Here is a 12187-nt window from a genome sequence, read left to right on the forward strand (position 1 = left end):
CGACGGGCCCGGGCCCCCGAGTCCACCGAGCCCCCCTGAGCCCTTTTGACCCCCGAAGCACAACGTAGGAGAGGGAACCCTGATGCGGGACGCGTACCACGAGGAACTTGACTCGATCGGTGACGGTCTGGTGGAGATGGCCCGGCTGGTCGGGTCGGCGATCGGACGCGCCACGACGGCCATCCTGGACTCCGACCTGAAGCTGGCCGAGAGCGTCATCGAGGCCGACAAGAAGGTCGACGACCTCCAGCACGACCTGGAAGCACGGGCCATAGCCCTGTTGGCCCGGCAGCAGCCGGTGGCGACGGATCTGCGGATCGTCGTCACGTCGCTGCGCATGTCCGCCGACCTGGAGCGCTCCGGCGACCTCGCCCAGCACGTGGCGAAGCTCGCCCGGCTCCGCTTCCCCGAGCGCGCCGTGCCGCACGACCTGCACGCGACGATCCTGGAGATGGGTCAGCTCGCACAGCGTCTGATGGCCAAGGCGGCCGAGGTCATCATCACCAAGGACGTCGACCTGGCCCTCCAGCTGGAGGCGGACGACGACGACATGGACCTGCTGCACCGCACGCTCTTCCAGCACCTGCTGGACGACAAGTGGAAGCACGGCATCGAGACCGCGGTCGACGTGACCCTGCTCGGCCGCTACTACGAGCGCTTCGCCGACCACGCGGTGTCGGTCGCGAAGCGGGTGGTCTTCCTGGTCACCGGCGAGCACGCGGACGAGTTGCAGCCGGACATCCAGCCGGTGACGGGGGCGGAGGGCGCGTAGGGTCCCGGGAAGCCGGGGGAAAATCTAACCACTGTCCAGACCTGTTACCGGTTAGAAAAGAACCCAGCCCGCGGAGGGTGCAGGGTCCGGGGCGAGGCGGCGGGGACCTCCGCCCGGCCAGGAGCCCGGCCGACGCCCGGCCCGCGCCCGGCTGATACTCGGCCGGGGGCTTGCGGAGAAGCCCCAATGCGCCGTTGATGCGCCTGGCGGAGCGGGCATCCAATGGGCACAGCCACCAGCTGGGCACAGCCACAGCCTCCAGGAGGACCCATGGCCGAATCCCCCGCCACGACGCCCGACCCGACGCAGGAACGCGAGACCCAGCAGCCCGCCGAGATCAAGAGCCTCCCGCTCTTCGGCGCCTGCGGCTGCGGCTCGGGCTGCGGCTGCGGCTGCCAGTCCGGCAATCCGTGCCAGTGCGGCTGACCGCCGCGTAACACCACCGGAGGGGCCCGGGCGCAGACCGCGCCGGGGCCCCTCCGCCGTGTCCGGGCGGCCTTCCCCGTTCGCTTCGCACGGTGGCCGGGAGGACCGTACGGGCGCAGCATGGAAGGGAAGGCCAGAGCGGGCGAGCGCACGGAAGGAGGTGCGCGGCCATGGCTCAGTACATGGACGTACACCACGGAATGAAGGGCATCACGGCCGACGAGTTGATGGCGGCCCACAAGGCGGACCTCGCGGTGGAGCGGGACGAGGGCGTCCACTTCGAGCGGGCCTGGGCCGATCCGGAGAGCGGGACCGTCTACTGCCTCTCGGAGGCCCCGTCGCCCGAGGCGGTGCAGCGCGTGCACGAACGCGCGGGTCACCGGGCGGACGAGGTGCACGCGGTGCCGTACTCGATCTGAGGACCGGCGAGCGGGCCCTCGGAGGTGCGGCCAGCCCCACCCCTCATCGGGTGGGGCTCTCCATGGTTCCTGTAGGCGGGCGAAGGCATCGTAGAAGTCAGGCAGTTCGCGACCGATCGTGCAGGCACCCCGTCCGGAAGGAACGTCCCATGGAATCACAGCAGTTCATGAACGCCGGTACCACCGCGGTCGCCGGCGAGAACGCCCTCGCGCCGCTGTTGGCCGCGTGGGACCGGGCGCATCCCGTTCCGGGCGACCCCGAGTGGCGGCACCTGCTGGACGAGATCGCGCACCCGGGTACGACGGAGGCGTTCAGGCGGCTGGCCGGTTCCGCGGTCTGAGGCGGTACGCCCGCGTCAACGGGTCGGATCGCCAGGAGCGTTCGACTCCTTGGTGCTGTTTGGGCAAAGGGTTCGGCATCGACAGTTCAACAGTCTTGTCCTGTGCATGTCTCACTCGATGAGATGCGCGGAGACCATTTCGCCCGGCTGACGGCCGGACGGACTCCGCAGCACTCAGGGGGGATTCGTGCACATAGCCCGCACGAGACTGAACTTCGCGGCCGCCACGGCCGCCACCGCGACCCTCGCCGCCGCCGCACTGGCGACCGCGCCGCTGGCCGTCGTCGCCGGCGCCGCGCCCGCCGCCGTACCGCGGACGAAGGCGGTCCCGGCCATCACCGGGCACACCCTCGCGCGCGACGTGCCCAGCCCGCTGTCCAGCGCGCAGTGCGAGGCAAAGTGGCACATCGCGTGCTACAACCCGCTCCAGTACCGCACCGCGTACCACCTCAACTCCCTTTACAAGAAGGGGATCACGGGCAAGGGACGGACGATCGTCATCGTCGACTCGTTCGGCTCGCCGACGATCCAGCACGATCTCGACACGTACAGCAAGCAGTTCGGGATGCACAGCACCAAGGTGAACGTCGTCAAGTGGGGCAACGTCCCCGTCTTTGACCCGAAGAACGCCGACATGACCGGCTGGGCGGGCGAGACCACCCTGGACGTCGAGATGGCGCACGCGGTCGCGCCCGACGCGAAGATCGTGCTGGTCGAGACGGCCGTCGCGGAGACCGAGGGCGTCACCGGGCTGCCGGAGATGATGGACGCCGAGAAGCACCTGATCGACCACGGCGTCGGCGACGTCATCACGCAGAGCTTCGGCGCCACCGAGAACACCTTCCCCGGCTTCGACCAGGGCGACTTCTCCAGCATCAAGAAGCTGCGCTACGCCTTCCAGGACGCGAACCGCAAGCACGTCACCGTCCTCGCCTCCTCCGGCGACGGCGGCGCGACCGACTCCACGGCGGACGGGAAGGGTTACTACGACAAGCCGGTCAACTCCTGGCCGTCCTCGGACCCGTTGGTCACATCGATCGGCGGCACGCAGCTCCACCTGGACGACAAGGGTGACCGCGTCACGCCGGACAGCGTCTACAACGACTACGGCGCGGGCGGCGGCGGCCAGTCCCACGTGTTCGCCCGCCCGTCGTTCCAGAACGGCGTGAAGAAGATCGTCGGCACCCAGCGCGCCACCCCCGACGTCTCGATGGCCGCCGCGGTCAACGGCGGCGCGTGGACGTACTCCAGCTTCGACCCGACGGCCGTCGGCTGGGACGTCTACGGCGGCACGAGCGAGGCCAGCCCGCTCTTTTCGGGCATCATCGCCCTCGCGGACCAGGCGGCGGGGCACCGGGTCGGCAACATCAACTCGGCGCTGTACACGCTGGCGCGGCACGGCGCGAAGGCCAACGGCATCGTCGACGTCAACGACGGCACGAACAACTCGTACGAGGGCGTGACCGGTTACACCGCGGTCAACGGCTACGACATGGCGACGGGCGTGGGCACGGTGGACGCGCTGCGCTTCGTCCCGGCACTGGCACGGGCGAGCCGGCGCTGATCCGTCCGACGGCCGCGGCCCAGGCACAACATGCCTGGGCCGCGGCCGTGTTGGCCCACGTCACACGCTGATGGACTGCGCGTAACCGACCTGGTTGAGGACGTGCACGACCTGATCGCGGGACTGCACGGGGATCATCGTGGAGTGGTGCCGCCCGCCGCTGTTGACACTGACCTGCACGAACCCGGTGGTGACCCGTTCCTTCATCAGAAGGAACAGCAGCCCGATGAAGCACAGCAGGAAGAACAGGATCGCCAGCACGATCGCATGCGGCGGAATCCGCTCCTCCGTCCGGGACATGTCGGTGGCCGTCCACACCGCGCCCCTGAGCGGCATGGGCCCGGCGGGGCTCACGATGGTGTCACCGTTGACGGCGATGTCCCCGAGGGTCAACAGGGTTGCGGCGAAAGCGGGTTGGGGCTGCGGTTGCGCGTACGGCTGCGGCTGCTGCGGGGCGGCGTGCGGGTAGCCGTAGACGGGGGTCGAGCCCGGGGCCGTGGGATAGCCGTAGGCCCCCTCGGCGTAGGGACCACCGGGCGGGGTGGCATAAGGATTCTGACCGGGTTGCCCGGGCGGCTGTTCCGGAGGTGGTCCGGGGTACTGGTTCGCCATGGGTGCTCTTCCCCCCGAGAGTGCGTGCGGACGAGAGCGACAACAGGTCTGCTGGGCGGACGAGTTGCGCCGTACGCTCATCCTCCCGCCCGGTCACGTCACGTATCCACGTAATGACGAGAAATCACCGGGCGGGTCGCGGGTAAGGGGTGTCGGAATCGGATCGGAAGCGGATGGTGGCTACCCGCGGAAGCGGCCGGGGCGGTGCACTGGGGCTCGGTGAGGCCGGGTGGTGGGGCGGGCCAGGAGCCGGTGGAGGGTGCCGCATGGGGGAGCCGGAGATGCGGAGGAACCTGCCGGAGCGGGGGCTGGACGCCCGCAACTGCCCGGTCTCACCTTTGGGTTGGGCGGTCCGTGCGGTCGTCCAGGTCCGGGACCAGTTCGTGGAACCGCCGCTCGACCGGGGAGAGGTCGGTGCTGGCGAGGTCCTCCGGGCGGATCACTATGCGGAGTTCGGGTGTGAGCGCGGGGTGCAGTCGGCACGCGGCGATGAACGAGTCGACGATCAAGCCCACAAGCTGGCCTCGGTCGAGGTCGGTCACCCGGGCCAGCCCGGAGCCGATGAGCGGGACGGCGACCGGTCTGAACAGGCCGTGCACGGCCACCGAGGCCCAGAGCCGGTCCAGGCTCGCCCGCAGGTCCTCGTCCCCGGACCTGGCCACCAGGTCGTTGCCGAGCCGCGAGTAGGCGACCGCGAAGATCCGGCGGCCGTCGACGGGCACCGCGATGGTCGTGCCCACCGGGTAACGGACCCGCCGGCCGCGCGGCTTGGCCCGCACGCTCTCCGTGCCGACGGCCCGCACGCTCCGCAGCCCGGACTTCAGCTTCTCGTCCAGCAGGCGGCGCCGCCCGCCGAACAGCCGGTCGACCAGCTGACTCTGGACGCTGTCGCGACTGATGACGATGTCCTGGTCGGTCTCCGTGTCGAAGGTGTCGGTGAAGCCGACGACCAGATTGCAGTCCGTCTGCTCGAACAAGTCGCCCCGGACCAGGACGACATCGGCACGCTGGCCGGGCAACGGGACCCTGTGGCGCAGCAGTTCGGCACCATGGCGGGCGCGGAGCGCGGCGCGCAGGGTGTCCAGGACGCGGGCGGCGTCGAGGTCGTCGGGATGGTCGCGGACGATCAGCTCGGCGACCGGCAGTGCGAGGTCGGGGCGGCCCAGGTCGGCCTGCACACGGACCAGTTCGCGGCGGGCGGAGTCCAGCAGGGCGGTGAGGCGGCGGATGAACGGGGCCGCGAAGTGCTCGCCGTTGACCTCGGCCAGCGGCCTCCCCCGGACCAGGGCCAGCGCCTCGGCCAGCTCATGGGCGGCGGTCGCGGGCGGGGCGAGCAGCGCGCTGCCGACGACGGCCGTGAACCGTGCGCTGTCCAGTTCCTCGGGCCGCAGCTCCAGGCGGTAGGCGGTCTCCGGACCGTGCACGGTGACCTGCTGCTCGGTGCGCAGGACGCGGGCGGCGGTGCCGTCCTGGACGGGGTCGAGAGCGCGCCGCAGTTCCAGGACGCGCTTCTGCACCTCGTTGCGGTTGCGCTGGTCCAGATGGCGCGGGCCGTCCGCCAACCCCCATACGTCCCGGCGCAGTTGACGCACCGGCACGGCTTCGCCCTCGGCGGCCACCAGGCGGACCAGCAGCCGGGTGGTCAGCGGAGTCAGCCGGACCGGAATCCCGTCGACGTCGAGCCGGACCGGCCCCAGCACTCTGACCTGAATGCGCACTTGTCCATCGGCCACCCGCGTCGCCCCCGCCGCGTTCCTGTATCGCTGTGCCGCACTTCTTCATCACTCTGCGTCACCGATAAGTGACCAGCAGATTATCATGATGTCCTGGAGGAACCGTGAGTTCTGGATTTCCGCGGTTCTACGGCAGCGGGCGGGCCCGCAGGATTTTCGCGCGGAGCACGATGGTGGCTTTCGGCGGAATATCCGCGGTCCTTCAGTTCGTCGGGCAGTTCTTCCCCCGGAGCTTTCCCGATCCCGGCACGGTCACGGCGGTGTCCGTGGCGGCCTGCCTGGCCTGGGGGCTGGGCCAGGCGCGTCCGGTGCCGCGGGTGGAGCAGGTGTTCCGGCGCCCCGACCTCACGGTGGTCGTCGAGGCGGGCGACGTGTTCGACCAGCCGGCACATCTCGTCGTCGGGTTCTGCGACACCTTCGACACCGCGTCGGCCGCCGGTGAGGTCATCAACGCGGCCAGTGTGCAAGGGCAGTTGCTGCTCCGACGGTACGAGGGTGACGTACGGCGGCTGGACGCGGAACTGGCCGCGGCACTGGCCGGCGTCGCGCCGGTCGCGCGGGAGGACCGGGAGCGCAAGCCGCTGGGCAAACTGGACCGGTATCCGCTCGGCACGGTCGCGGTCCTGGGCGCCCGGCCGAGGCTGGTGTTCGGCGTCGCGTACAGCCGTATCGGCAACGACTGTGTGGCCGCGTCCAGTGTCGAGGACCTCTGGCTCGGGCTCGGCCGGCTGTGGGACGCGCTGCACCGGCATGCCCAACTGGAGGCGGTGGCCATGCCGTTGGTCGGCTCGGGGCTGTCCCGGCTCGACCATCTCGACCAGGACAGTCTGCTGCGGCTGATCCTGATGTCGTTCATCGCGCGGTCCCGGGAGGGCGCGGTCTGCCGGGAGTTGCGGGTGATCGTACGGCCCGCCGATCTGGAACGGATCGACATGCGGGAGGTGGGGGCGTTCCTGAGGGTGCTGGCGTCGGGACTGGACCGCGTATGAGAAACGCGCGGAAAAGAAGGAAGAAGGGACGGACGCCGGAGCGCCCGTCCCCCCTCTTTTCCGGTGATTCAGGCGAGCCGTCGGTACGCGGAGAGATTCCGGAAGTACCGGGTGTCGCGCCATTCCGGCCCGCTGTCGTCGAGTTGGCAGCCGGCCAGCCGCAGCCGGGCGGCGATCTTCGCGAGGACGGCCTCCGTGCCGTCGAACCGGATGACGTTGATGCCCGCGGTGTCGGCGACGTGCCGCAGCCGGCCCACCTCCACGATGACGGTCCGCTCGGGGTAGGCCATCAGCACCATGCCCAGCTCGATCAGGACGTTCTGCCGTGGCTGGCCGGTGAGTTGGGTCTCGTCGTCCCGCTCGCTGTTGCCGAGCAGATGCGGGTGGAGCTTGGCGACGTCGTCGGGGGTGAGCAGCACCAGGGCCGCCTGTGCCTGCGCCGGTGCGTTCATGACGACCTCGCCGAGGAAGGGCGCGGTCCTGCCGGTGGCCCGCACCAACTCCTCCCACTCCAGCGGCCGTAGGTCGAGCCGGCGCAGCAGCCCGAACATCGCCGCGCGCACCTCTTCGTCCCGGCCGTGCACGACGAAGACGCTACGGCTGCGGTCGTGACCGGCGGGCGGCGGTGCGGACGGCTGCCCGGAGGTCCGGTCGCCGGACGCCCGCCCGGAAGTCGGCGACCCGGCGGGCGACGTCACGGGCGCCGCATGGAAGTTGTAGCCGAAGCCCGAGTTCTCCCCGCCGAGGATGACCTGGCTGTTGTCTCCGAAGGTATGGCTATCGCTGTCGCCCATGCCTACTGCCCTCCTCGGCCGGCGGGCGAACCAGGGCCCGGCGGCTGGTAGTTGTAGCCGAAGTTCTCGTTGTGGCCGCCGAGGATCGCCTGGGAGTTGTCCCCGACGAGGATGTTGGTCTGCGCGCGGTCGTGGTCGGCGAGATCCACGTGGTGCTCGCCCAGGAACTGCCGGATGGTGTGCAGCAGCCTGCGCTCGACGATCTGGGAGTACTTCAGGGCGTCGGTCTTCTGGAAGAAGTGGTGGTAGGTGTCGCTGGTGGCCATTTCCCGGACGCTGGTGAGCGCGCCGCAGTCCACCGACTTCTTGGCGTAGCGCGCGAGCCGGAACTCGCTGGTGTCGACTTCCGCGCCCCCTTCGATGAACGTGACCGTGCTCCACCCGCCGCGCGCGGGCCGCACGAACCGCTGTATCCGCTTGGGCAGGAGGCGCCGGGGAACCAGCCGCAGCGGCCACAGCGCCAGCGCCAGGCACCAGCGCGGCACGGCCTTGACCATGTCCCAGGCGACCCGCACCGCCAGCCGTCCGTCGAACGCGTCGGGCAGTCGGTCGACGAGGTGGAACTCCCTTACCAGCGGCCCGAGTACGTAGGTGTAGAACTCGGTGTGCAGGGTGTCGCCCTTGAGGTCGAAGCCGACGAAGATCGAGGTCACCAGCTCCTCGTTCCAGGAGCCGACGCGGATGCACAGGTACTCGCGGGCCGAGTCGTAGTCCTCCCGCCAGTGGATGGCCGGGAGGTCGGCCATCCCCGGCAGCTGGGACCAACCGGCGCCCCCCGTACGGTCGTTGGTGCGGATCGCCGTCGTGTAGCGGCGCTGCTCGACGGTCAGCCCCTCGATCCGTTCGTCCCAGCGGGCGTCGTCGCGCAGTTCCGCGCCCATCCGCCGGGCGACGTACGTGGTGATGTCGTGGACGGTGAACGGCAGGACGGGCTTGCGCTCCACCTCGTCGAGGTCGCCCCCGGACGCTTCGAACTCCTTGCGGGCGGCGAGGCGGTTCTTCGGTGCGCCGAGCAGGAGTTGGGCGTTCGCCCAGTCGCGCAGCGGCTCACCGGCTCCGACGAAGGGCCGGAAACCGCCGTAGAAGACGAGGCCGGTCTGGCCGGCCTGTTCGCGGTCGATCTTGCCGATCAGGGCGTCGGTGAGCCCCCCGGCGACGGGGTAGGAGCCGTCGAAACCGCCGGCGGGGCCGGTCTCCTTCAGGCGGGTCATCAGGATGTGCAGGGTGACGACCCGGCGCAGATAGGCGGCGCCCCACAGCACCCAGAACATCAGCTGGGCGGCGATGAAGAAGCTCAGCGGGCCGATCGTCAGCAGCAGGAGCGCGACCGCCGAGGCGGCCACGACTCCGCACTGGACACGGCGCAGCCGGCGGGCGGCCAGCGCGTGGGCGAGGACCGAGACGGCGTCGTAGCCGTACGACGGCGCGACCACCCGGAAGCGTTTCTTGAGCAACTCCCGTATGACAGCGCGTCGGTAGACGGGATCGAGGTACGTGCCCGCGGACAGCAGGCGGGTGGCCTTGGTCCGCGCGTACACGCGGGGGACCTGCGGCGCTCCGGGCGGACGGCCGGGAGCGTGGGGGTGGTGCGGTGCCTGTGTGCTCACGATGGTTCAGCGCTCCACTCGTACGGGGATGTCAGCCGATCGGGGTTGCCGTGCCGTGTGTGATCACACCGTTCTCGACGGTGTAGGTGACGTTGTACGAGAGCGAAGTGCCGTCCGTCTGAAGCGCGTTGAGGACCAGTCGTACGACGTTCCCCTGGACGGACATCTGACTGACCGTGTCCTGCTGGGTGTTGGCGTATCCCCGCGCGAACGCGTCGTAGTCGGCATCCCCCAGGTTCTTGCCGCCGAGGTTCCAAGCGGTCTGATAGGCACGGTTGTTGACCGCGGCGAAGTAGGCGCTGACGACCGCTTCCGGCGCCGCGGTCGCGGTGGTCGCGCTGGTCGTCTCCTCCGTCGGACCGACGAGCGCGCTCCATCCCCCGGCGTCCCCGGTCTCGGTCGTGCCGGGCGCGGTCGTCCCGGGCGCGGTCGTGACCGGGTCGGTGGCGGCGTACGGGTCCGGCGCGGTGGACCGGGTGTACGCGTACGACGCCGTGGGCGGGCTCCACGGCTGGGCCTGCGCCCCGCCGCCGCTCGAGTACGCCCCGTCGACCAGCCCCAGCAGCAGGACGGCGAGCAGGGGTGCCCCGATCACGGTGAGCCCCCAGGTACGGGCGGCTCCGGAGGGCGGTATCAGCCCGTCGGCCCGGTAGGGCGTCGGGGGGTTCGGCACGGCGGGGGCAGGGGCGGGGGTGGGCGGCGGTGGCCCGAGGTCGTTCATGGGACGCTCCGACGGGACGGCGGGATGGGCGGCGTGGGGGAAGGCGAGGCTCCGGGAGATCCGCGCAAAGGGCTGATTGACCCCTTGCATGCCACCAACATCACCGCTTCCGCCACCAGAACCGATCCGCTTCCGATGCGCTTCCGGGGTCTTCACCGGGGCTTCTTCCATGCCCTGTCCCGCCCTCGCCGGGGCAGCACGAAGCCCCCCGCCGGAGGGAATCCGCGGGTGGGGGGCTTCGTCAGGAAGGGGGGCCGGTCGGGAAGGGGGCTACTTCTTCTTGCCCTGGTTCTCGCCGGGGATCTTGGGAACCTGGGTTTTTGCTGCTCAGGGGCGGTGGGCTCGCGCGCTTGGTGGTCGTCGCCGGTCGTCATTGGCCACTGTCGAGCGACCTCGGAGTAGCCGCCAGAATATTCGCTCAGACGGTTACACAATGTCGATCGGTGAAGTGATAAACCTTTATCGCGACAAAGAAATTCAAATCAGGCCCGAGTATCAAAGGCTGTTTCGATGGCCTATCGAGAAGCAGTCTCGTCTGATCGAATCAATTTTGTTGGACATTCCACTCCCCACTATCTTCGTCGCGCAGCGAGAAGACGGCGTGTGGGAGGTTGTTGACGGACTTCAGCGACTATCAACAATCCTGTCGTTTATGGGGGAGCTTCGAGACGAAAGTACGGGCGAGGTTTACCCGCCGAGCAAGCTAACCAAGACCAAGTACCTGCCCTCTCTGGAAGGGATGACCTTCTCAACCGATGCGCCGCACTTCTCCCCTGAGCTGAAAATCCACTTTAAGCGAGCGCGCCTGGATTTCAGGATTCTGCTGCGTGAATCTGACGACCGCGTCAAATATGAACTCTTCGACAGATTGAACAGCGGTGGCGTCCCGACTTCTCCGCAAGAGGTCAGGACCGCTCAATTGCTGATGATTAATTCTAGCTTCTTCGAATGGCTGGATCGCCTGCGCTCAGAAGGGCCCTTCTCGGATTGCACCCCGCTCACTGGTAGGCAGATCTCCGAACAGTACGACTTGGAGCTCGCAACTCGATTCTTTGTCCTGCGAAACGCCACCTCGTCACAGCTAAAGGGCTTCGCCGACATGGATACCTTCCTTTCGGATCAGGTTCTAGAAATGGCTGTTTCTTCGGACTTCAACTCTGCGGAGCAGCAAGTGGTTTTTGAGAACGTGTTCGAGGTGCTTTCCTCGTTGGGTCCAGATGTTTTTCGGCGTTACGACGTCCGCAAGGAGCGACCTTCAGGGGCGTTTAGTGTATCCGCTTTTGAAGCGGTGACTCTCGGTGTTGCTCAGAATATCGATGGCTGGAAAGCCTTGGAGCGGAGCGCCCAGGAATCTTTGCTACGCGCTAAGCTCTCTGAACTTTGGAACGACGAGCAGTTCCGGAAGTACTCGGGCGCTGGCGTTCGTGCTACATCGCGCGTGCCGATGATGGGTCCTGTGGGTGGTCGAATCTTTGTGGCGAGTTGACGATGACCACCATCCGCACGATTGATCATCTTGAGTCGTCGTTGACGGAAGACCTCAAATGGCGGACCCACGAGATGCAGCTCTGGGAGCAGGTTGCTTCATCGTGTCGGGCCCATCAGGTCGCTGGGGTACTTCGCGGGGGCCTAGCCCTTGTCTACGCTCACTGGGAGGGCTACGTAAAAGAAGGTGCTCGCGCCTATCTTGAGTACATAAGCAGAAAAGGACTCAAGGTGAACGAATTGCGCTCCGAGATCGCAGCCGTTGCTCTTAGGGCACAGCTAGGTCGGGGTGAGGCCTCGAAAAACTCTTCCGCGCATACGGCGATTGTCGATTTGCTAAGGGAGGCTGACACCCTACCCGCTAATCTTCCTTATGTTTCTTCAACGATTCGCACCCGATCGAACTTGAAGTTTGAGGTTTTCGCGGACATCATGCATTCAATCGGCTGCGATGCAAGCCGTCACGAGATCTATCAGTCCACGATCGACAAGCGCCTGCTAAGGCATCGTAATGATATCGCGCACGGCCGCGAGGAATACGTCAGCCTGTCCGACTGGATCGACATCAGGGATCGCGTATTGGTGATCTTGAAAGACGTGAGAAGTCAGATTTCAAATGCCGCAGCGAACGAGGAATACCGGCGAAAAACCTGAGGAGAGAATGCAAGGTCGGTGGAGCGGCTTTGGGGTGGCGCTGCTTTGGCGCGAGTGATCATGGCCCCGT

Annotated in this window: 13 protein-coding genes; 8 read left to right on the forward strand and 5 right to left on the reverse strand. The window is 68.0% G+C overall.

Going from position 1 to position 12187, the window contains the following annotated elements; translation table 11 throughout:
• Nucleotides 1–82 precede the first annotated feature (82 nt).
• The 5 genes from phoU (at nucleotide 83) to ACIRB1_RS14330 (ending at nucleotide 3522) form a co-directional block, all read left to right on the forward strand.
• Entirely contained in the window at nucleotides 83–772 is a 690-nt protein-coding gene (gene phoU / locus ACIRB1_RS14310; RefSeq protein ID WP_352183163.1) for a phosphate signaling complex protein PhoU, read from the forward strand.
• Between the two features lie 270 nt (nucleotides 773–1042).
• The gene (locus tag ACIRB1_RS14315; RefSeq protein ID WP_019062518.1) at nucleotides 1043–1198 is read left to right on the forward strand and encodes a hypothetical protein; all 156 of its coding nucleotides are present in this window, start codon (nucleotides 1043–1045) and stop codon (nucleotides 1196–1198) included.
• Nucleotides 1199–1368: 170 nt separating this feature from the next.
• The gene (locus ACIRB1_RS14320) at nucleotides 1369–1617 is read left to right on the forward strand and encodes an SCO4226 family nickel-binding protein (protein WP_200677255.1); all 249 of its coding nucleotides are present in this window, start codon (nucleotides 1369–1371) and stop codon (nucleotides 1615–1617) included.
• Nucleotides 1618–1766: 149 nt separating this feature from the next.
• Nucleotides 1767–1958: a hypothetical protein gene (locus tag ACIRB1_RS14325; protein WP_328830079.1), complete on the forward strand. Its 192-nt coding sequence runs from the start codon at nucleotides 1767–1769 to the stop codon at nucleotides 1956–1958.
• A gap of 187 nt (nucleotides 1959–2145) precedes the next feature.
• Nucleotides 2146–3522, forward strand: coding sequence for a S53 family peptidase (locus ACIRB1_RS14330; RefSeq protein ID WP_352183162.1), 1377 nt, complete (start codon nucleotides 2146–2148; stop codon nucleotides 3520–3522).
• Nucleotides 3523–3582: 60 nt separating this feature from the next.
• On the opposite strand, the gene ACIRB1_RS14335 is transcribed toward ACIRB1_RS14330, so the two are convergent.
• Both ACIRB1_RS14335 and ACIRB1_RS14340 read right to left on the reverse strand, forming a co-directional pair.
• Nucleotides 3583–4134, reverse strand: coding sequence for a hypothetical protein (locus ACIRB1_RS14335; protein ID WP_403465707.1), 552 nt, complete (start codon nucleotides 4132–4134; stop codon nucleotides 3583–3585).
• 332 nt (nucleotides 4135–4466) lie between these two features.
• Nucleotides 4467–5852, reverse strand: a complete 1386-nt coding sequence (locus ACIRB1_RS14340) for a macro domain-containing protein (protein WP_403465708.1) — start codon at nucleotides 5850–5852, stop codon at nucleotides 4467–4469.
• A 119-nt stretch (nucleotides 5853–5971) separates the two neighbouring features.
• On the opposite strand from ACIRB1_RS14340, the gene ACIRB1_RS14345 reads away from it, so the two are divergent.
• The gene (locus ACIRB1_RS14345; protein ID WP_403465709.1) at nucleotides 5972–6856 is read left to right on the forward strand and encodes a macro domain-containing protein; all 885 of its coding nucleotides are present in this window, start codon (nucleotides 5972–5974) and stop codon (nucleotides 6854–6856) included.
• Nucleotides 6857–6924: 68 nt separating this feature from the next.
• On the opposite strand, the gene ACIRB1_RS14350 is transcribed toward ACIRB1_RS14345, so the two are convergent.
• Genes ACIRB1_RS14350 through ACIRB1_RS14360 form a run of 3 tightly spaced genes read right to left on the reverse strand, consistent with a single transcriptional unit; the run spans nucleotide 6925 to nucleotide 9978 of the window.
• Complete coding sequence (locus tag ACIRB1_RS14350; RefSeq protein WP_403465710.1) at nucleotides 6925–7650, reverse strand: TIR domain-containing protein; 726 nt, start codon at nucleotides 7648–7650, stop codon at nucleotides 6925–6927.
• Nucleotides 7651–7652: 2 nt separating this feature from the next.
• Nucleotides 7653–9257, reverse strand: a complete 1605-nt coding sequence (locus tag ACIRB1_RS14355) for a hypothetical protein (protein WP_403465711.1) — start codon at nucleotides 9255–9257, stop codon at nucleotides 7653–7655.
• Between the two features lie 31 nt (nucleotides 9258–9288).
• A complete protein-coding gene (locus ACIRB1_RS14360; RefSeq protein ID WP_403465712.1) occupies nucleotides 9289–9978 on the reverse strand; it encodes a hypothetical protein in 690 nt (229 codons plus the stop codon).
• A gap of 433 nt (nucleotides 9979–10411) precedes the next feature.
• Between ACIRB1_RS14360 and ACIRB1_RS14365 the strand changes: the two genes are divergently transcribed.
• Nucleotides 10412–11464: a DUF262 domain-containing protein gene (locus ACIRB1_RS14365; protein ID WP_403465713.1), complete on the forward strand. Its 1053-nt coding sequence runs from the start codon at nucleotides 10412–10414 to the stop codon at nucleotides 11462–11464.
• Between the two features lie 2 nt (nucleotides 11465–11466).
• A complete protein-coding gene (locus ACIRB1_RS14370; RefSeq protein WP_403465714.1) occupies nucleotides 11467–12117 on the forward strand; it encodes an MAE_28990/MAE_18760 family HEPN-like nuclease in 651 nt (216 codons plus the stop codon).
• The last annotated feature ends 70 nt before the right edge of the window (nucleotides 12118–12187 follow it).

Source organism: Streptomyces sp. NPDC096013, assembly GCF_044763565.1.
Classification (GTDB): Bacteria; Actinomycetota; Actinomycetes; order Streptomycetales; family Streptomycetaceae; genus Streptomyces.

Excerpts from the sequence above, each read along its gene's own strand:
- phoU (WP_352183163.1), top strand. The coding sequence starts at position 83 with ATGCGGGACGCGTACCACGAGGAACTTGACTCGATCGGTGACGGTCTG.
- ACIRB1_RS14315 (WP_019062518.1), top strand. The coding sequence starts at position 1,043 with ATGGCCGAATCCCCCGCCACGACGCCCGACCCGACGCAGGAACGCGAG.
- ACIRB1_RS14320 (WP_200677255.1), top strand. The coding sequence starts at position 1,369 with ATGGCTCAGTACATGGACGTACACCACGGAATGAAGGGCATCACGGCC.
- ACIRB1_RS14325 (WP_328830079.1), top strand. The coding sequence starts at position 1,767 with ATGGAATCACAGCAGTTCATGAACGCCGGTACCACCGCGGTCGCCGGC.
- ACIRB1_RS14335 (WP_403465707.1), bottom strand. The coding sequence starts at position 4,134 with ATGGCGAACCAGTACCCCGGACCACCTCCGGAACAGCCGCCCGGGCAA.
- ACIRB1_RS14350 (WP_403465710.1), bottom strand. The coding sequence starts at position 7,650 with ATGGGCGACAGCGATAGCCATACCTTCGGAGACAACAGCCAGGTCATC.
- ACIRB1_RS14360 (WP_403465712.1), bottom strand. The coding sequence starts at position 9,978 with ATGAACGACCTCGGGCCACCGCCGCCCACCCCCGCCCCTGCCCCCGCC.
- ACIRB1_RS14365 (WP_403465713.1), top strand. The coding sequence starts at position 10,412 with ATGTCGATCGGTGAAGTGATAAACCTTTATCGCGACAAAGAAATTCAA.
- ACIRB1_RS14370 (WP_403465714.1), top strand. The coding sequence starts at position 11,467 with ATGACCACCATCCGCACGATTGATCATCTTGAGTCGTCGTTGACGGAA.